At 45.3% G+C, this 19,183-nt stretch carries 21 protein-coding genes; 20 read left to right on the top strand and 1 reads right to left on the bottom strand.

The annotated features are described in order from the left end of the window. Positions 1 to 177 precede the first annotated feature (177 nt). Positions 178 to 687: a DUF2529 family protein gene (locus FILTAD_RS01755; RefSeq protein ID WP_124068836.1), complete on the bottom strand. Its 510-nt coding sequence runs from the start codon at positions 685 to 687 to the stop codon at positions 178 to 180. Positions 688 to 1,027: 340 nt separating this feature from the next. Between FILTAD_RS01755 and FILTAD_RS01760 the strand changes: the two genes are divergently transcribed. From FILTAD_RS01760 to upp, 20 genes are all read left to right on the top strand, one after another. After that, on the top strand, positions 1,028 to 1,387 hold the full coding sequence (locus FILTAD_RS01760) for a response regulator (protein ID WP_124068783.1): 360 nt from the start codon (positions 1,028 to 1,030) through the stop codon (positions 1,385 to 1,387). A 107-nt stretch (positions 1,388 to 1,494) separates the two neighbouring features. Next, positions 1,495 to 2,352, top strand: coding sequence for a class II fructose-bisphosphate aldolase (locus tag FILTAD_RS01765; RefSeq protein WP_124068837.1), 858 nt, complete (start codon positions 1,495 to 1,497; stop codon positions 2,350 to 2,352). Between the two features lie 82 nt (positions 2,353 to 2,434). Then, a complete protein-coding gene (gene fsa / locus FILTAD_RS01770; RefSeq protein WP_124068784.1) occupies positions 2,435 to 3,082 on the top strand; it encodes a fructose-6-phosphate aldolase in 648 nt (215 codons plus the stop codon). Positions 3,083 to 3,102: 20 nt separating this feature from the next. Next, positions 3,103 to 4,380, top strand: coding sequence for a UDP-N-acetylglucosamine 1-carboxyvinyltransferase (murA, locus tag FILTAD_RS01775; RefSeq protein ID WP_124068785.1), 1,278 nt, complete (start codon positions 3,103 to 3,105; stop codon positions 4,378 to 4,380). Positions 4,381 to 4,464: 84 nt separating this feature from the next. Then, entirely contained in the window at positions 4,465 to 5,430 is a 966-nt protein-coding gene (gene glpX, locus FILTAD_RS01780) for a class II fructose-bisphosphatase (protein WP_124068786.1), read from the top strand. A 124-nt stretch (positions 5,431 to 5,554) separates the two neighbouring features. Beyond that, the gene (gene rho / locus FILTAD_RS01785) at positions 5,555 to 6,838 is read left to right on the top strand and encodes a transcription termination factor Rho (RefSeq protein ID WP_124068787.1); all 1,284 of its coding nucleotides are present in this window, start codon (positions 5,555 to 5,557) and stop codon (positions 6,836 to 6,838) included. A gap of 335 nt (positions 6,839 to 7,173) precedes the next feature. Continuing rightward, positions 7,174 to 7,395: a 50S ribosomal protein L31 gene (rpmE, locus tag FILTAD_RS01790; RefSeq protein WP_124068788.1), complete on the top strand. Its 222-nt coding sequence runs from the start codon at positions 7,174 to 7,176 to the stop codon at positions 7,393 to 7,395. A gap of 305 nt (positions 7,396 to 7,700) precedes the next feature. Continuing rightward, positions 7,701 to 8,306 carry a thymidine kinase gene (locus FILTAD_RS01795; RefSeq protein WP_124068789.1) on the top strand — a complete coding sequence of 202 codons (606 nt, stop codon included), beginning with the start codon at positions 7,701 to 7,703 and terminating at the stop codon, positions 8,304 to 8,306. A gap of 63 nt (positions 8,307 to 8,369) precedes the next feature. Then, on the top strand, positions 8,370 to 8,933 hold the full coding sequence (smbP, locus tag FILTAD_RS01800; protein ID WP_160117546.1) for a small metal-binding protein SmbP: 564 nt from the start codon (positions 8,370 to 8,372) through the stop codon (positions 8,931 to 8,933). 103 nt (positions 8,934 to 9,036) lie between these two features. Next, complete coding sequence (gene prfA, locus FILTAD_RS01805; RefSeq protein WP_124068791.1) at positions 9,037 to 10,113, top strand: peptide chain release factor 1; 1,077 nt, start codon at positions 9,037 to 9,039, stop codon at positions 10,111 to 10,113. Continuing rightward, positions 10,106 to 10,960 carry a peptide chain release factor N(5)-glutamine methyltransferase gene (gene prmC / locus FILTAD_RS01810; protein ID WP_124068792.1) on the top strand — a complete coding sequence of 285 codons (855 nt, stop codon included), beginning with the start codon at positions 10,106 to 10,108 and terminating at the stop codon, positions 10,958 to 10,960. Before prfA ends, prmC begins: the two co-directional genes overlap by 8 nt. A 44-nt stretch (positions 10,961 to 11,004) precedes the next feature. After that, the gene (locus FILTAD_RS01815; RefSeq protein WP_124068793.1) at positions 11,005 to 11,565 is read left to right on the top strand and encodes a stage II sporulation protein R; all 561 of its coding nucleotides are present in this window, start codon (positions 11,005 to 11,007) and stop codon (positions 11,563 to 11,565) included. A gap of 60 nt (positions 11,566 to 11,625) precedes the next feature. Then, positions 11,626 to 12,663, top strand: coding sequence for an L-threonylcarbamoyladenylate synthase (locus tag FILTAD_RS01820; protein ID WP_124068794.1), 1,038 nt, complete (start codon positions 11,626 to 11,628; stop codon positions 12,661 to 12,663). Positions 12,664 to 12,754: 91 nt separating this feature from the next. After that, complete coding sequence (locus FILTAD_RS01825; RefSeq protein WP_124068795.1) at positions 12,755 to 13,258, top strand: manganese efflux pump MntP; 504 nt, start codon at positions 12,755 to 12,757, stop codon at positions 13,256 to 13,258. 57 nt (positions 13,259 to 13,315) lie between these two features. Continuing rightward, entirely contained in the window at positions 13,316 to 13,756 is a 441-nt protein-coding gene (locus FILTAD_RS01830) for a low molecular weight protein arginine phosphatase (RefSeq protein WP_124068796.1), read from the top strand. Positions 13,757 to 13,849: 93 nt separating this feature from the next. Next, the gene (gene rpiB / locus FILTAD_RS01835) at positions 13,850 to 14,287 is read left to right on the top strand and encodes a ribose 5-phosphate isomerase B (RefSeq protein ID WP_124068797.1); all 438 of its coding nucleotides are present in this window, start codon (positions 13,850 to 13,852) and stop codon (positions 14,285 to 14,287) included. 32 nt (positions 14,288 to 14,319) lie between these two features. Then, positions 14,320 to 14,883: a TIGR01440 family protein gene (locus FILTAD_RS01840; protein WP_124068798.1), complete on the top strand. Its 564-nt coding sequence runs from the start codon at positions 14,320 to 14,322 to the stop codon at positions 14,881 to 14,883. Between the two features lie 4 nt (positions 14,884 to 14,887). Then, complete coding sequence (locus FILTAD_RS01845; protein ID WP_124068799.1) at positions 14,888 to 16,129, top strand: serine hydroxymethyltransferase; 1,242 nt, start codon at positions 14,888 to 14,890, stop codon at positions 16,127 to 16,129. Positions 16,130 to 16,294: 165 nt separating this feature from the next. After that, entirely contained in the window at positions 16,295 to 18,466 is a 2,172-nt protein-coding gene (locus tag FILTAD_RS01850) for a sensor domain-containing phosphodiesterase (RefSeq protein WP_124068800.1), read from the top strand. Between the two features lie 87 nt (positions 18,467 to 18,553). Beyond that, positions 18,554 to 19,183: a uracil phosphoribosyltransferase gene (upp, locus tag FILTAD_RS01855; protein WP_124068801.1), complete on the top strand. Its 630-nt coding sequence runs from the start codon at positions 18,554 to 18,556 to the stop codon at positions 19,181 to 19,183.

A 19,183-nucleotide genomic window follows, 5' to 3' on the forward strand; every position in this document is an offset into this window, starting at 1 on the left:
AAAGAAGTGCCCCGCGCGCTCAAAGCACCCAGTTACGCGCTTAAAGAAGTGCCCCGCGCGCTCAAAGCATCCAGTTACGCGCTCAAAGAAGTGCCCCGCCCACTAGAACTAACCAACAAAAAAGCCGTCCAGAAGAAGGTATCCCCTCATCCAAACAGCTCATTCCTCGAAACCCCATCAGTCATCCTTCACCATATCATCATACTCCATCTTCAATGCTTCATAAACGAACAGAGCGGCAAGCGCATGCGGTTGCACGATACGACCGCCATCTTCATCCGGCAATAGCCCTTTCATCAGGCCAGTGGAAATATATGTATAAGAAAGAGTAGCGAGTTCGTTATCCTCACCGGGTTTATCCGCCGCAAGCGTTGCAAATGGGATGAACCGACTCGCAAGAACGTGCGCGAGTTCAAGTGCATCTGAATCTGTCGCAAAACGAGTCAATATCCATACGCGATCTGCTGAACTAATTTCCATTCCAACCCTATAACGGACTGCGCCGCAAAATTGTTCAGCACCCTGTAACGCATTTTCAGTTACCGCGTCTAATCCATTAAAGCCCGCAAAAATCACACGACCTTCACCGATTGTCGCTTGAGCCAAGAGTCGCGCAGTCTCTTCAATCATACTGTCTTCATTCGCAACAATTCGCTGCAGAAGCCCCCCGATTTGTGTGGTTAACATTTTCACGGAAAATCACCTCCTATCTAGTATCTGTTTCTATTATTTTATCATTTTTAGTCCTATCAATGTTGAATGAACGATTCTATGTAATCTCCAGCGAAGGCGCCTAACTGGGGTAGCTGAAGCAATAAGACTGACAGCGGTCCTTTGTCTGGCTTATTGCGGGAGACATCCCCAAGCGCCGAGCGTTGTTGAGGGGATTTCTTTATCTCATCATACACATTAGTAAAAAAGTGGAATAAATAGAATCTAAGAAACTTTTTCATTCAAAATAAAGGGTTTTACAACTTTATTGTCAAATAAGGTATAAATGAGCTTAAAGGGGAAAGAGGGCATGTGAATGAGAAAACTGTTAATCGTAGATGACCAATCAGGCATCCGACTTCTGCTTGACGAAGTGTTTAAGAAAGAAGGGTTTGTGACTCGACTTGCAGCCAATGGGGCGGAAGCACTTGAGGCCGTTCAAGATGAAGTACCGGGCTGTGTATTACTGGATATGAAAATGCCCGGTATTGATGGTATTGAAGTATTAAAAAGCCTGAAAAAGAATTGGCCTGATTTGCCAGTTATCATGATGACGGCATATGGCGAAATTGAACTGACTGAAGACGCATTGAAACTGGGTGCAGTGAAATATTTTACGAAGCCTTTCGATATTTATGAAGTGCGCGATGCAGTCAATGCGCTATTTGTAAACTGACAAAACAGGCAGTGGTAAACACTGTCTGTTTTTGTTATGATAATGGAGGTATATAAGTGAAAGATGACTTTATTATAGATAGTTCAATTTCCGAAGGAGGAATTTGCATGGCACTTGTTTCGATGAAAGAAATGATGATTAAAGGGAAAAAAGAAGGATATGCAATTGGTCAATTCAATATCAATAATCTGGAGTACACACAGGCTATTCTACAAGCCGCGCAGGAAGAGCAATCGCCCGTCATCCTTGGTGTTTCAGAAGGTGCAGCACGATATATTGGTGGATTTACAACAGTTGTCCACATCGTGAAGGGCCTTATGATTGACTATAAAATTACTGTTCCCGTTGCCATCCATTTGGATCATGGCTCAAGCTATGAAAAATGTGTTGAAGCGATTGACGCGGGTTTCACTTCCGTTATGATTGACGCTTCAGCTAAACCGCTTGCGGAAAATATTGAAATTACAAAAAGTGTTGTTGAATATGCTCATGCACGTTCTGTTTCTGTGGAAGCGGAACTAGGTGTCGTAGGCGGCCAGGAAGACGATACGATTGCGGAAGGCGTTATCTATGCGGATCCGGCAGAATGCAAACAACTTGTGGATAATACAGGAATTGATTGCCTAGCGCCTGCACTTGGCTCCGTACATGGACCGTATAAAGGTGAACCGAACCTTGGATTCGAAGAGATGGAGGAAATCTCGAAACAATCCGACTTACCACTCGTCTTACATGGTGGAACAGGAATCCCGACGAAAGATATCCAACGTTCTATTTCACTAGGCACGTCTAAAATAAATGTCAATACAGAAAACCAAATTGAAGGAACGAAAGCTGTTCGCGAAAAACTTGCTGCGGATGCCGAAGTATACGATCCACGGAAATACTTGACGCCGATGCGCGATGCCATTAAAAAAACGGTTATCGGCAAAATGCGTGAATTCGGAAGCTCGCAAAAAGCGTAAAAACGATTGGGGAAAGGAAGGGGGAAGCATCCGATGAAGATGTATTCCCTTCTTTTCCATTCCAAATTAGGGGGAGCTATTCATGAAGTTTTTCATTGACACAGCAAATTTCGAAGAGATTAAAGAAGCGCATAGTTGGGGCATTTTATCAGGCGTTACAACAAATCCATCCCTGGTGGCTAAAGAAGATGTACCCTTCCACGAACGTTTACGTGAAATCGCAGCACTCGTTCCCGGGTCTGTCAGTGCGGAAGTTATCGCCCTAGATGCAAAAGGAATGATTGAAGAAGGACGCGAACTTGCGAAAATCGCTCCGAATATTACTGTGAAACTACCAATGACGCCTGAAGGACTGAAAGCTTGTTCCGTGTTCAGAAATGAAGGTATTAAAACGAATGTCACACTAATTTTCAGTGCAAACCAAGCACTTCTAGCCGCGCGTGCAGGTGCTACATACGTGTCGCCGTTCCTAGGTAGACTCGATGACATCGGGCAAGATGGTATAAATTTGATCGGAACGATTGCAGATATTTTCACCATTCACGACATGGATACGGAAATTATCGCAGCATCAATCCGCAGTCCTCAGCATATAACAGATGCAGCGCTTCAAGGGGCCCATATTGCAACTACGCCGTTCAAAGTGCTGACACAGCTTTTCAAACACCCGCTGACGGACAAAGGGATTGAAGCATTTCTTGCCGACTGGGAAACTAGAAAGAACAAGTAATGCACTAAAGGAGAAGTTTTATGGATGTTTATAAAATAAAAGGCGGTAAACCACTACAAGGAACGATTAAAGTGAGTGGTGCAAAAAACAGTGCTGTCGCCCTTATTCCTGCCTCAATCTTGGCGGATTCACTCGTAACGATCGAGGGATTACCGGAGATTTCAGATGTAGCAATCCTTCAGGAGTTATTGGAGGACATCGGTGGGAAAGTGGATTTTGATGCTGGGAAAATGAGTATTGATCCAACGAATATGATTGCTATGCCTCTTCCAAACGGCAACGTGAAAAAACTTCGTGCATCTTATTATTTAATGGGTGCAATGCTTGGAAGATTCAAGAACGCGGTCATTGGGTTGCCGGGTGGCTGCCATTTAGGCCCGCGCCCGATTGATCAGCATATCAAAGGCTTTGAAGCACTCGGAGCGAAAGTAACAAATGAGCATGGCGCCATCTATTTACGTGCAGAGGAACTTCGCGGCGCTAAAATTTACTTGGACGTTGTCAGCGTTGGCGCGACTATCAATATTATGCTTGCAGCGGTCCTGGCAAAAGGACGCACGACAATTGAAAACGCCGCAAAAGAACCTGAGATTGTAGATGTAGCAACTTTACTATCGAACATGGGCGCTAACATTAAAGGTGCTGGAACGAACGTGATCCGGATTGAAGGTGTCGAAAAGCTCCACGGAACAAAGCATACGATTATCCCGGATCGAATTGAAGCGGGTACGTTTATGATTATGGCTGCGACTGCAGGCGATGGAATTACAATTGATAATGTTATCCCGTTCCATGTGGAAGCGCTGACGGCGAAGTTGCGTGAAATGGGCGTTAATATCGTTGAAGGTGAAGAACAGATCTTTATTCCGAAGTCGGAGAACTTGCATGCAGTCGATGTGAAAACGCTCGTCTATCCAGGTTTTCCAACAGACTTGCAGCAACCATTTTCCGTTCTACTTACACAGGCAATCGGATCATCAGTTATAACGGATACAGTATATTCCGCCCGTTTCAAGCAGCTTGACGAGTTGCGTAGGATGAATGCAGATGCACGAGTTGAAGGTCGGGCAGCAATTTTGTCAGGACCAACACCTCTCCAAGCAGCCACTGTTCGTGCTTCCGATCTGCGTGCAGGCGCAGCGCTTGTTATTGCAGGACTCATCGCAGATGGGGAAACGGAAGTACAGGAAATTCAACATATCGAACGTGGATACAGTTCATTAATCGCAAAACTCCAAGGAATCGGGGCGGATATTCGAAAAATATCTATTCCTGAAAAACCGGCCGCTGACAAATGAAGGGCCAAGTGCTACAAAAGATTATGCTATAATTAAATTGAGCACTAAAACTTACGGGTTCACCGTGAAACGGGAGGAACAAAAATGGAACGCAGTTTATCGATGGAATTAGTTCGTGTCACAGAAGCGGCAGCAGTTTCAGCTGCACGCTGGATGGGACGCGGTTTGAAGAATGAAGCGGACGACGCAGCAACTACTGCAATGCGTACAGTTTTTGATACGATCCCAATGCAAGGTATCGTTGTAATTGGCGAAGGCGAGATGGATGAAGCGCCGATGCTATATATAGGTGAAGAACTCGGAACGGGTACCGGTCCTTTAGTGGACGTAGCGGTAGATCCTCTTGAAGGAACAAATATTGTTGCGGCGGGCGGCTGGAATGCACTTGCTGTTATAGCAATCGCCGATAAAGGCAATCTTCTTCACGCACCGGATATGTATATGGATAAAATTGCAGTCGGCCCTGCTGCGGTCGGTAAAGTTGATATTGACGCATCCGTAACAGACAATCTTCACGCTGTTGCTAAGGCGAAAAATAAAGACATCGGTGACGTTGTTGCCACTGTTTTGAATAGAGAACGTCATGCAGGAATCATTGAAGAAATCCGTGCTGCAGGCGCACGCATCAAACTCATCAACGACGGCGATGTTGCAGCTGCCATTAATACGGCATTCGACGATACGGGAGTAGACATCTTGTTCGGACTTGGCGGTGCACCGGAAGGCGTTATCGCGGCGGTTGGACTCAAATGTCTTGGCGGCGAAATCCAAGGTCGTCTCGTACCTTCAGATGATGCAGAACGCGAACGTTGCGAGAAGATGGGCATCGATGTAAGCAAAGTGCTTTACATGGACGACCTTGTCAAAGGGGACGATGCAATCTTTGCTGCAACAGGTGTAACTGACGGTGAATTACTTCGCGGTGTACAATTTAAAGGCGGATATAGTGAGACGCACTCACTTGTCATGCGTTCCAAATCGGGCACAGTCCGATTCGTGGAAGGTCGTCACAGCATGAAGAAAAAACCTCTGCTCGTTATGCAAGACTGAATACCTCATCGCCTGGCTAACCGCCGGGCGTCTTCCTTTATGCAGGAATAACCTGTATAACGCTTACCGAATGATTAGAAAACCTCTACCCGTATACCCATCAACTAAAAGAGTGGTGCGAAAAATGACAATACTGACGCTGTCGGCGCTGGAAAATATGACATTAAAAGAGTTATATGCCCTCGCTAAAGAATATAAAATTGCTTATTACAGCAAACTAACTAAAAGAGAACTAATCTTCTCAATACTAAAGACAAGAGCTGAGCAGGAAGGGTATTTCTTCATGGAAGGGGTTCTTGAAATCATCCAATCGGAAGGTTACGGATTCCTACGCCCAATCAATTACTCCCCAAGCTCTGAAGATATTTATATATCCGCTTCACAAATCCGCCGTTTCGATCTTCGCAATGGTGATAAAGTCGCGGGGAAAGTTCGTCCTCCGAAGGAATCGGAACGCTATTATGGACTCCTTCAAGTGGAAGCAGTAAATGGTGAAGATCCCGAAGTGGCACGCGAACGTGTACATTTTCCTGCACTTACACCGCTTTATCCCGATCGTCATATTAAACTTGAAACAGATCCAGCCAAGTTATCGACACGTATCATGGACCTCGTGTCACCTGTAGGTTTCGGTCAACGCGGTTTAATCGTCGCCCCGCCTAAAGCAGGGAAAACGTTGTTATTGAAAGAAATTGCGAATTCCATCACAACGAATCATCCAGATGCGGAGCTTATCGTATTGTTAATCGATGAACGTCCGGAAGAAGTAACCGATATCGAGCGTTCCGTCAAAGCCGATGTCGTCAGTTCAACGTTTGATGAAGTACCCGAAAATCACGTAAAAGTGGCGGAACTCGTACTGGAACGTGCAATGCGACTCGTCGAGCATAAACGCGATGTCGTCATCTTAATGGACTCTATCACGCGACTTGCACGGGCATACAACCTTATCATTCCGCCAAGCGGACGTACACTTTCCGGCGGTATCGATCCAGCTGCATTCCACCGGCCAAAACGTTTCTTCGGAGCAGCTCGTAATCTCGAAGAAGGTGGAAGTTTAACAATACTTGCAACTGCACTGATTGACACGGGTTCACGTATGGATGAAGTTATCTACGAAGAGTTCAAAGGGACAGGCAACATGGAACTCCACCTGGATCGCCATCTTGCAGAACGCCGAATCTTCCCGGCACTCGACATCCGCCGCTCAGGCACCCGGAAAGAAGAACTACTTATTCCACCCGACCAAATCGAAAGACTGTGGGCAATCCGTAAAACATTCTCAGACTCGCACGACTTTGCAGAACGTTTCCTAAAGAAACTACGTCAAACAAAAACCAACGAAGAATTCTTTGACAAACTCAACGAGGACATGAAAAACCAACGAGGCGGCAAAGGATTATTATAATGAACTGACCGGCACTGGGTGTGATACAAACCAGCGCAGGCGCCTTAACAGGGGTAGCCGAAGCAATAAGACTGACGGCGCAGCTGTCCGGCTTATTGCGGGAGGCATCCCCAAGCGCCACAGCGGATTCAATGGAAACCCTTTATTTCAATATGAAATCCACATTTGAAAAAGTTGCAAAGCAGAAGACAATTTGGTATACTAAACGTATATGGTAAATGCCATCTGCTGCATATACGGCTGACATTAACGGGTCGTGTAAGGCATCAGTCTTTGCAATATCCCTATAATACAAACTCTGTTCCAGATGGTCCAGGGCGAGAGGAGAGAGATTGATGAAAGCAGGAATTCATCCAGCTTATAAAGTTGCAACTGTCACTTGTTCATGTGGAAACACATTCGAAACAGGTTCTGTAAAAGATGATATCCGAATTGAAGTTTGTTCGGACTGTCACCCATTCTACACTGGACGCCAAAAATTTGCTCAAGCGGACGGCCGTGTCGACCGTTTCAACAAAAAATATGGCCTCAAAGAAGAAGGTCGCGAAGAAGAGTAATTTCTTCTCAATACCCGTCAGGTGCTCAAGCGCCGGGCGGGTATTTTCTTTGTGAAATCAATCCAATAACATACTATAAGTTTAAATAAAAGACGTCCAATTCAACAACTTTTCGGGTATGATAAGAATTCATAAACCAACAAGAAAAAACGCTATATATTCGGCACTATTTATTTAGATTTAATCAAGTAGATACCTCACCAATATAACGAATAAATCTAGCGACAAAGCGATGTTGGAATAACATTCTATTTGTTAAGTACCGACTATATAGACGATTATAAATGAACGGAAGGGGAACAACCATGTACGTAACTATGCAAGGCGGCTGGATTGAAGTGATATGTGGCAGTATGTTTTCGGGGAAATCGGAAGAATTGATTCGCCGGATCAGACGGTCCCAGTTCGCCAAACAAAAAATAGCAGTGTTCAAACCGGAAATCGATGACCGCTACAGTGAAGAAGCCGTCGTTAGCCATGATGGCACCACAGTCATTGCAAGCCCCATTGCAAACTCAACCGATATCCGTGAATTCATCCGCGAAGACTATGACGTCATCGCCATCGATGAAGCACAATTCTTCGATGACGGCATTGTCGACGTAGTAATGGAATTGGCAGATCGTGGATTCCGGGTAATCGTCGCCGGGCTCGACCAGGACTTCCGAGGCGAACCCTTCGGACCGATGCCAAGGCTGATGGCAATCGCTGAACTCGTAACTAAACTGCAAGCCGTTTGCACAGTATGCGGCTCACCTTCAAGCAGAACACAACGGCTCATTAACGGAACGCCAGCAGGCTATGCCGACCCGGTTATCCTTGTCGGAGCTGCAGAAGCATACGAGCCAAGATGCCGCAACCATCACCAAGTCCCCAAAGGCATTTCCGCCGCAGCAACCGCTGAAAGCTAATTCCTGATTTAGCCCGTCCAACAACCATGGACGGGCTTTCTTATGAAGAGGTGTTTGTGGGATTTGGCGGAGAATGTTGCGAAGTTCCCGCTCGAACGTTATGTAGTCGCGCTCAAACATTGCGAGTCCGCGCTCAAACACTGCAAGTCCGCGCTCAAACATTGCGAGTTTGCGCTCAAACACCGCGAGTTCGCGCTCAAACACCGCGAGTTCGCGCTCAAACACCGCGAGTCCGCGCTCAAACATTACGAGTTCGCGCTCAAACATTGCGAGTCCGCGCTCAAACACTGCGAGTCCGCGCTCAAACACCGCGAGTTCGCGCTCAAACATTGCGAGTCCGCGCTCAAACACCGCGAGTTCGCGCTCAAACATTGCGAGTTCGCGCTCAAACACCGCGAGTTCGCGCTCAAACACTGCAAGTCCGCGCTCAAACATTGCGAGTTCGCGCTCAAACACCGCGAGTTCGCGCTCAAACACTGCGAGTCCGCGCTCAAACATTGCGAGTTCGCGCTCAAACATTGCGAGTTCGCGCTCAAACACTGCAAGTCCGCGCTCAAACACCGCGAGTCCGCGCTCAAACATTGTGGGTCCGTGCTCAAACACCGCGAGTCCCCGCTTAAACGCTAAGAGGTAACGCCCAAACGCAAACAATCAGCAAAAAAACTGTATTTACTGCACCAATTCCCGTACAATGAACGTACAAAATAGTCCTGAAAATGAGGTGTACACAATGTTTGATAGACTTCAAGCAGTAGAAGACCGATACGACCAGTTAACCGAGATGCTCAGTGATCCGGATGTTGTAAGCGACATTACGAAGCTACGTGAATACTCCAAAGAACAATCCGGTATGCAAAAAACGGTGGAAACCTATCGTGAATACAAGGACATCAAAACACAATTGGAAAACGCGAAAGACATGCTAAACGAGCCGCTTGACGAGGAAATGAAAGAACTTGTCAAAATGGAAGTGACCGAACTCAGTGAACAAATTGAGACACTTGAAGCGCAGTTGAAAGTATTGCTGATCCCGAAAGACCCGAATGACAACAAAAACGTCATTATGGAAATCCGCGGAGCAGCTGGTGGTGACGAGGCCGCACTATTCGCGGGTAACCTATTCCGCATGTACAGCCGCTACGCTGAAATGAACAACTGGAAAGTGGAAGTAATGGATTCCTCGCCAACAGAACTGGGCGGTTTCAAAGAAATCATTTTCCTCATCAATGGCAATGGTGCCTATTCCAAACTGAAATTCGAAAACGGCGCACACCGCGTACAGCGTGTACCGGAAACGGAATCGGGCGGAAGAACCCATACATCTACAGCCACCGTCGCTTGTTTACCAGAAGCAGAAGAAGTCGAAATCAATATCCATGAAAAAGATATCCGAACAGACACATTTGCATCATCAGGCCCAGGCGGTCAATCCGTCAACACAACAATGTCTGCCGTCCGCCTTACGCATTTACCAACTGGCATCACCGTCTCCATCCAAGACGAGAAATCACAGATTAAAAACAAAGAAAAAGCGATGAAAGTCCTTCGTGCCCGTATTTCCGATAAATTCACGCAAGAAGCACAAGCTAAATACGATGAAAAACGGAAATCCGCTGTCGGAACAGGTGACCGTTCTGAACGGATACGTACGTATAATTTCCCGCAAAACCGTGTGACTGATCATCGCATCGGTTTGACAATTCAAAAACTCGATCAGATTATCGAAGGCAAATTGGATGAAGTCATCGACACGCTCATTATGGAAGAGCAGGCTCATCGCCTAGAAAGTTTGGATCGCAATGACTGAAAAAATGTACGAGTCGCTAAATAGGGCCTCTTCTTTATTGACGGAAAAAGGGCTTGAACCACATACAGCGCGAATTCTAATGGAATTCATCACACAAAAAACGGGTGCAGCATTTCTTGTTGACTTGCGGGAACCGCTAAGTGAAGAACAACATAAAGCCTTTTGGGATAAAACTGGTGAACTGCTGGAAGGAAAGCCCGTTCAATATGTGATAGGTCAGGAATACTTCTACGGTCACCGTTTCGAGGTCAATGAACACGTCCTCATCCCGCGTCCCGAAACAGAAGAACTTGTTTACGAAGCTATCAAGCGCAGCCAAAAAATCTTCGATCATAAAGCAATCAAAGTTGCTGATATCGGCACTGGTAGCGGGGCCATCGGGGTTTCATTCAAAAAAGAGTGGCCTGAAGCAATTGTCACCGCAACGGACATCAGCGACCAATCCCTGAATGTTGCAAAGCACAACGCTGCGGCACTAGGCGCTGAAATCCGCTTCCTACAAGGCGATCTTGCGGCACCCATCATGCAAGAAAAATGGGATGTCGTCTTATCGAACCCGCCTTATATTGCGCATGACGAAGCCGAGCAAATGGCAGACACCGTCCTCAATCACGAACCGCATCATGCGTTATTTGCGGATGAAGACGGACTCTACTTCTATAGGAAACTAGCAAAAACATTGCCGCCGATTATGAATAAACCTGCCCTTATTGGCGTGGAAATTGGCTATTTGCAAGGACTTGCTGTGCATAAGTTATTCGCAGAAGCCTTCCCGGAAGCGGTTATCGAAACGGTAAAGGATATCAACGGCAAAGATCGAATGATATTTTGCGAGACTTGTGTATAAACCCTCCCCACTTTGGTAACAATGCAGAGTAGGAGGGGATAGACATGTTACAAGATTATGAGATTATCAAAACAAAAACTAGACTTGAAAAGGTTATGCCCTATATAGAATTCATTATTGTGCTCATTATCATCCAGTCCTTAGTGACGTTGTTCACAACAGGCCCTGTCGATGAAGAATCAATCCGATTCCGTCTGCTTGCCCACTCGGATGCGCCAGCTGACCAGCAAGTTAAAGAAGCGATCCAACGTGAAATTGCGCCACTTATCAACAATGCGGTAAATAAGTCTCAAACAAAAGAAGAGCTTGGGGATAACTTAGCGGCACTCGAAACATCGATTCTTGAAGTAGCAAATTCAATGGCGAATGGCATGACTGTCACACTTGAGCGCTCTGATGCACTATTCCCGGCGAAGCGATCGGGCTTTGTCGTCCATCCACAAGCGGCGTACGATGCATATATTTTAACAATTGGAAGTGGACGTGGGGATAACTGGTGGTGTGCACTATTTCCGAAGCTGTGTTTTCCAGATAAAACTGAAAAAGAAGAAGAGGAAGAAGTCACTTTTTTCGTCTGGGAGTGGATAAAAGGGCTGTTCGCATGAAGTTACCAACAACTATTGTGGATAAACAGTAGAAATTGTGTATAAGGAGGGGTTTATCGAATGGAAACGAAAGTAACTTCCGTGGATAACTTTATGGATAACAAAAATAATTATAAACAAGCTGTGGATATATTAAGAGATGGAGATGTTGTCGCCTTTCCGACGGAGACGGTTTACGGTCTCGGCGCGCTTGCAACGAACGAACAAGCTGTGCAAAAGATCTTCAAAGCGAAAGGAAGACCATCCGACAATCCGCTGATCGTACATATTGGTACTATAGAAGACGTTCAAAAATATGCATCTGGTATAACAGAGGACGCCGAAAAACTGATGACTGCTTTCTGGCCGGGTCCACTTACAATCGTCCTTCACAAAACTCCGGGCGTTATCGCTCCGAATGTAACACCTGGCGTTGAAACGGTGGGTATCCGTATGCCCGATCATCCCGTAGCGCTTGGTCTTCTGCGGGCACTTGGCGGTCCACTTGCCGCACCAAGCGCAAATCGCAGCGGTAAGCCGAGTCCGACTGAGGCGGCGCATGTTCACGCGGATTTGAACGGTTTCATCCCGCTGATTTTAGACGGGGGACAGACAGGAGTCGGCGTCGAATCCACCGTTCTTGACATGACCGTTACACCACCCGCTATTTTGAGGCCGGGTGGTGTAACGCGGGAAATGATTGAAAACGTTATCGGTCCCGTGCAGATGGAAAGTAAGGTGGTGGATGACCAAGCTCCCCGGGCTCCTGGCATGAAATACATGCACTATGCGCCATCCGCACCTCTTTTTGTCATCGCACCCGATGAACATGAAATCAGGAAAGCGGTTGCCGCCCTTCAAAATGAAGGTGAAAAAGTTGCTGTTATCGGTCCGGATGAATTCGATATTCCCGATGCCGATTGGTATTTTGCAAGTGGCCCTCTTCATGACAATGAAAAAATGGCTGCTAACTTGTACCGGGCGCTTCGCCAATGTGACTTGACGGATGCGAACAGCATTTTGGCTGTAGAGACGGACATGACGGGTGTCGGTGCCGCGGTCATGAATCGATTGACAAAAGCAGCGGACGGTAAACGGTATATAAACAAAACAAAATAAGCATGGCCTCCCCGCACACCGCATAGGATGGACAACGTGGCTGTAAGGTTGTATAAGTTTGAACTTATGCCACTAACGGGGAGGTTTCACAATGATTGAGTTGTTTGCAGCCGTCGTTACAAGCATCGATATAATTATCGTCTTTATGTTCTTGCGGATAAAGAAAGGGAAATTGGTCCTTGCATTATGGACAGCCATGTTCAATATGATCTTCCCTTTACTCGGATTTCTGGCAGGTGAACTTTCCGCTCAAATTTTCACGGCGTGGAGTACTATATTGTCCGGATTATTACTGGCCTTGATAGGTATACATATGTTGTTGCAAACCGATGAGGATAATTCATCAATCGGTCGTATGCCCCCTTTTTTAATCGCGCTTGCAGTGTGCATGGACACTTTTTCGGTAAGTGTGTCATTTGGCATGCTTCATATGAATAAAATCTTGTTTATTCTCGCATCGGGTTTCTTTTCCTTCACGTTAGGTTATGGTACCCTCCTGTTTAAAAGGAAAGTAAGAATGGCAAGTGGAAAAGGATTAAGGATTTTTGCAGGGGTGGCATTACTTGCGATGGGCATATTATCATTCGTTCGATGAAATTAATTATTTTTTTCGCATAGATTTCAGTTATTCCATAGGAAGTGGGTAATTAAGTTGAATATTTATTTCATTTGTACAGGAAATACATGTAGAAGCCCGATGGCGGAGGCTATTTTGAGAGCCAAAGATAATATGGAAATAAAAGTTCGTTCAGCTGGTCTTCATGCAAGCCCCGGGATACCGATTTCAAGCTATTCAAAACGCCTTATAGAGGAAGCTGGAATGCCGTATTCACCGCTTTCAAGACGCATTTCAAGCGAAGACATTGAATGGGCAGACCTCATTTTAACAATGACAGAAGGGCATAAATACGCGCTTCTTCAACTGTATCCCGAAGTTTTACAGAAAGCATTTACATTAAGGGAATATGTACAACTTGATGAAAGAAAAGACGTGCAAGATCCGTTCGGCGGTGATATCGAATTGTATCGCCATGCATTTAGAGAACTTACAGCGAATATCGACGTGCTTGAACGGAAACTGATGGAGCATTGATAAGAATTCAGCCTCAATTTACGTTGAGGCTGTGTTTTTTTTGTAGATAAATGATAGAATGAGTTGTAAGTATATTAAGAAAAGAGGGACGCAGTGAAAATCGCGATATCATCAGATCATGGCGGCAATAATCTTCGCCGTGAAATCATCGAATTATTAGCTGAGCTTGGTGTAGAATTTGAAGACTTAGGACCGTCAACAGACGACTCTGTCGACTACCCAGACTTTGCAACACCTGTTGCTGAAGGCGTAGCGTCGGGTAAATATGACCGCGGCATCCTTATTTGCGGAACAGGCATCGGTATGTCGATTGCGGCGAATAAAGTAAAAGGAATACGCTGTGCACTTGTCCATGACGTCTTCAGTGCAAAAGCCACAAGAGAACATAACGATTCCAACGTCCTTGCAATGGGTGAACGTGTAATCGGCGCAGGCCTAGCAAGGGAAATCGTCTCAGCTTGGGTAAAGACACCATTTGCAGGCGGAAGACATGAACGTAGAATCGGTAAATTAATGGATTTGGATAGCTGATACAAACAAGCAAAAAGGATGGGTGAGCAGAAATGGACGCATTCAATCTATGGAAGCTTCAACTTGAACAACTACTAACGGAAATGGCCGAGCAGACAAGTTTTGTTCCAGGATCATTATTTGTCGTCGGCTGCTCGACTTCTGAAATTAAAGGTAGCCGTATCGGAACCGGCGGCGCATTGGCTATCGGAGAAGCGCTCTATGAACCTCTTAAGAGATTTGCTGATAAACACGATATGTTCCTCGCTTTCCAAGGCTGCGAACATATCAACAGAGCGCTGACAATTGAACGCGAGGCAGCAAGGAAATTCAACTTAGAGCCTGTAAGCGTAATTCCGCAAGTATATGCGGGCGGATCGATGTCTACATATGCGTATCAGCAAATGACTGACCCGGTCGTCGTGGAAGCAATCCGGGCAGACGCAGGGATTGATATTGGACAAACACTAATTGGCATGCATCTTAAACCGGTGCCGGTACCATTACGTACATCAGTCAAGAAAATAGGTGATGCAATTGTTACGGTTGCTACAACAAGGCCCAAATTGATTGGCGGAGAACGTGCGGTTTATAAAATAGAGACAGAAGGGGAATGAGAACATGGAATTGAACAATGTGAAACGTGAAGATGAAGCGGTATACAAAGCGATTATGGCAGAAAAAGGACGTCAACAATCAAATATTGAGCTAATTGCATCTGAGAACTTTGTTTCTGTTGCAGTAATGGAAGCACAAGGATCAGTACTTACGAACAAATATGCAGAAGGTTACCCAGGTAAACGCTACTACGGTGGTTGTGAGCACGTCGATGTCGTTGAAAACATCGCCCGTGATCGTCTGAAAGAAATTTTCGGCGCAGAACACGCAAACGTTCAACCGCATTCGGGTGCGCAAGCGAATATGGCTGTATACTTCACTGCCCTCAAACCAGGAGACACAGTTCTCGGCATGAACCTTTCCCATGGCGGTCACTTGACGCACGGAAGTCCTGTCAATTTCTCAGGTGAACTATACAACTTCGTCGAATACGGTGTTGGTAAAGAAGACGAGAAAATCGACTATGAAGATGTACGCCAAAAAGCGCTTGAACACAAGCCGAAAATGATCGTATCAGGCGCAAGTGCCTATTCACGAGAAATCGACTTTGCTAAATTCCGTGAAATTGCGGACGAAGTCGGTGCGTATCTATTCGTTGACATGGCGCACATCGCTGGACTAGTCGCTGTCGGTGAGCATCCAAATCCAGTTCCGCATGCACATTTTGTGACGTCTACAACACACAAAACACTACGCGGCCCACGCGGCGGTCTGATTCTTTGTAAAGAAGAATTTGCAAAGAAAATCGACAAATCAATTTTTCCAGGCGTACAGGGCGGCCCTCTTATGCATGTCATCGCAGCAAAAGCGGTCGCATTCGGAGAAGCTCAGCAACCTGAATTCAAAACATATATCCAACAAGTGAAAAGCAATGCAAGAACACTTGCTGAAGCCTTAATGGCGGAAGGCATCGATATCGTTTCAGGTGGTACGGACAACCATCTTATGCTTATTAACCTGCGTTCACTCAACCTTACTGGTAAAGTGGCAGAGCATGTTCTCGATGAAGTAGGCATCACTGCCAATAAAAACACAATTCCGTTCGATACAGAAAGCCCATTTGTCACATCAGGCATCCGTATCGGTACACCAGCTGTGACAACACGCGGTTTCAAAGAAGAAGAAATGAAAGAAATCGCATCCATCATCGCGAAACTTCTTAAAAACCACGAAGACGAAGACACGAAAAAGGAAGCGCATGAGCGAGTGGCAGCATTAACAAGTAAATTCCCTCTATACGCATAATTTTGGAATGGAATAAGCCGCTATCCTTTGATAGTGGCTTATTCCATAAACTTCACTATAGCGGATTCTATCTAATTTCCAGCGGAAGGCATCCCCAAGCGCCGGGCGTTGTTAAAAGGACTCTTTACGTCAACATAAATACGAATCTAAAAAGGGGGGACTACAATGGAAAATCTTCAACCAGATAATGAGGAAAAAGCCACATTACTTGATTGGCTAAGACGATTCGGTAGCCGCTTCCAAACTGGATTCATCGTCACGGATCCATCTCTGAAAGACAATCCCGTTGTGTTTGTCAATGAAGCATTCACTGTCATCACGGGGTACACTTACGAAGAAGTACATGGACAAAACTTACGCTTTTTACAAGGCGAAGATACTGACATGGATTTCATAAAAGAAATTGATCAGAAACTAGAAAATGCTTTGCCTGTAAACGCAGAAGTTCTTAATTATAAAAAAAATGGGACCCCGTTTTGGAATGAACTTGTCATCCAACCCCTTGTTGACGGAAAAGGGGAAGTTCTGTTCAATGCATCCTTTAGCCTCGATGTAACGAATCGGAAAAAAGACGAATTCCTGCTCAAAATACAAGAGAAAATATTTACCGGCATGAACGAAAAAAAACAGTTGAGTGACCTGCTACAAGATATCTGCCATTTCGTTGAGTCGTTCTATCCAACAGGCTCTGTCTGTTCAATCCTTTTCAAAGAAAAAGATGATAGTTGGTATATCGGAGCCGCTGATACTGTGCCGGATCGACTACTTGGAGAAATAATGGCCAGTCCGAAGATGGGCAATAATTATAAAGCTGATGATGTAATCGTCTTGGAAAATATTCAAGAAGATAGCGAACAAAACAAAGATTCAGCTGCGAATCCAATACATAACTTCCAATCGAATTGGTCCGTACCGATTATGAATGATAAAGAAGCCATGAACGGCTTACTAACAGTCTTTATGAAGAAGAAAGAGGCACCAACACAAACGCAACTGCAATTTATGAAGAGCTTGGCACCCTTAATTCAAATGACAAGAATGCATTATACGCAGCAGGCGGAGTACCGCAGACTAGCCTTTACAAATCCGGAAACGGGATTACCGAACCGTCATGCATCTTTGGACCAGCTTAAACAGAACAGTCAAAAAGGTTACAACTATTTCGTTGCCGTTGTGGAACCTGGCGAGTACTCCAAAATTGTTGACTTATATGGGCGTGGAGCTGCAGATGAGCTATTCATCCAACTTGGAAAGCGGATTGAAAAAATCGGGAAAGGTAAACCGGACTTTGTTGGAAGATTTTCAAGCGGTGCATTGATGGTAACGAACAAAATCAAACCCGATGCAGAAAAGTATTACATTTTGAAGATAAAAGAAATTGTCTCAAATCCATTCATCATTGCAGGGGAAGAAATGTTCATCACATTGAAAGTTGGCATATCGCTATCTAATCAAAATGAGAAAAATGAAGAAGAACTGCTAAGAAGAGCAGATATCGCAGCTTCGGAAGCGAAGAAAAAACCAGGCACTGCAACCGCATTCTATGAGGATTTGCAAAATGAAATCATCAGTAAGGAAATGACGATTTTCAACGAGTTGTCGAAAGCACTCACTGCAAATGAAATTGACATCCATCTTCAACCCAAAGTCAACTTGAAAGACGGAAGCATCATCGGTTTCGAAGCACTTGCACGATGGAACTCCCCGGTTCTTGGTCAAGTACCTCCTAGTTTGTTTATTTTAGCAGCTGAAAATATGGGTAAAATAATAGAACTTGAAATTGGTGTGTTATCCAAGGTGATGGAATGGCAGAAAAAGCGAGAAGAGATGGGGAAAAAACAAGTTAAAGTTGCAGTTAATATTTCAGTCCTTCATTTCTTTGACACATCTTTTATCGGTATGCTGAAAAAGCTCTTGTGCAAGTATTCAATCCAGTCCAACTGTATCGTCCTTGAAATGACCGAAAGTATTGGCCTCGTTGACTTTGCGCGTGCAAAACTGATTTTTGAACAACTGACCGCAGAAGGCTTTGAAATTTCCGTCGATGATTTCGGTATTGGATTTTCTTCACTCAGTTATTTGACGCAACTTCCAGTCAGTGAGTTGAAAATCGATCGCAGCTTCATTCAAGCGCTCGATGAACCCGCTACACATGCGGTGGTGAGAACAATCATCCAACTGGCGGAAAACTTGAACCTGTCAACTGTCGCCGAAGGTATTGAAGAAGAGCGCCATATTGAAGTCCTCCGTTTACTTGGCTGTAAAATCGGCCAGGGATTCTATTATTACAAGCCGATGCCATTGACTGAAATCGATCAATTACCAGGAATGGAGTAAGTTACCGGGGGAGTCGGAAGTCTGCGGTGCCAGAATCGTTTCGTATCTGTTATAATGAACAGGACATTCCCAAAGGAGCGATACTTAATGCCGAAAATACATGTTTTTGACCACCCACTTATCCAACACAAAATGACGTACATACGTGACACGAACACGGGTACAAAGGAATTCCGTGAGCTAGTCGACGAAGTTGCAACCCTTATGGCCTATGAAATTACGCGCGATCTTCCACTTAAAGAAGTAAGTGTAGAAACACCAGTTTGTACAGCGAAAACGAATATACTTGCAGGTAAAAAACTAGGCATCGTCCCAATTCTCCGCGCAGGAATCGGCATGGTAGATGGGATTCTGAAACTAATTCCGGCAGCTAAAGTGGGTCATGTCGGTTTGTTCCGTGACCCGAAAACATTGCAGCCTGTTGAATACTTTGTGAAACTTCCTTCCGACGTATCGGAACGCGATTTCATCCTCGTTGATCCGATGCTCGCAACGGGCGGAACTGCAATTGCCGCAGCCGATTCATTGAAAAGCCGTGGCGCGAAAAACATTAAGTTTATGTGCTTGATTGCTGCACCGGAAGGCGTAAAAGCGATGACGGAAGCACATCCTGATGTAGACATTTATATCGCGGGACTTGATGAAAAGCTTGATGAAAAAGGTTACATTGTACCGGGCCTCGGCGACGCAGGGGACAGACTTTTTGGAACAAAATGA

Source organism: Filibacter tadaridae (genome assembly GCF_900609045.1).
Classification (GTDB): Bacteria; Bacillota; Bacilli; order Bacillales_A; family Planococcaceae; genus Sporosarcina; species Sporosarcina tadaridae.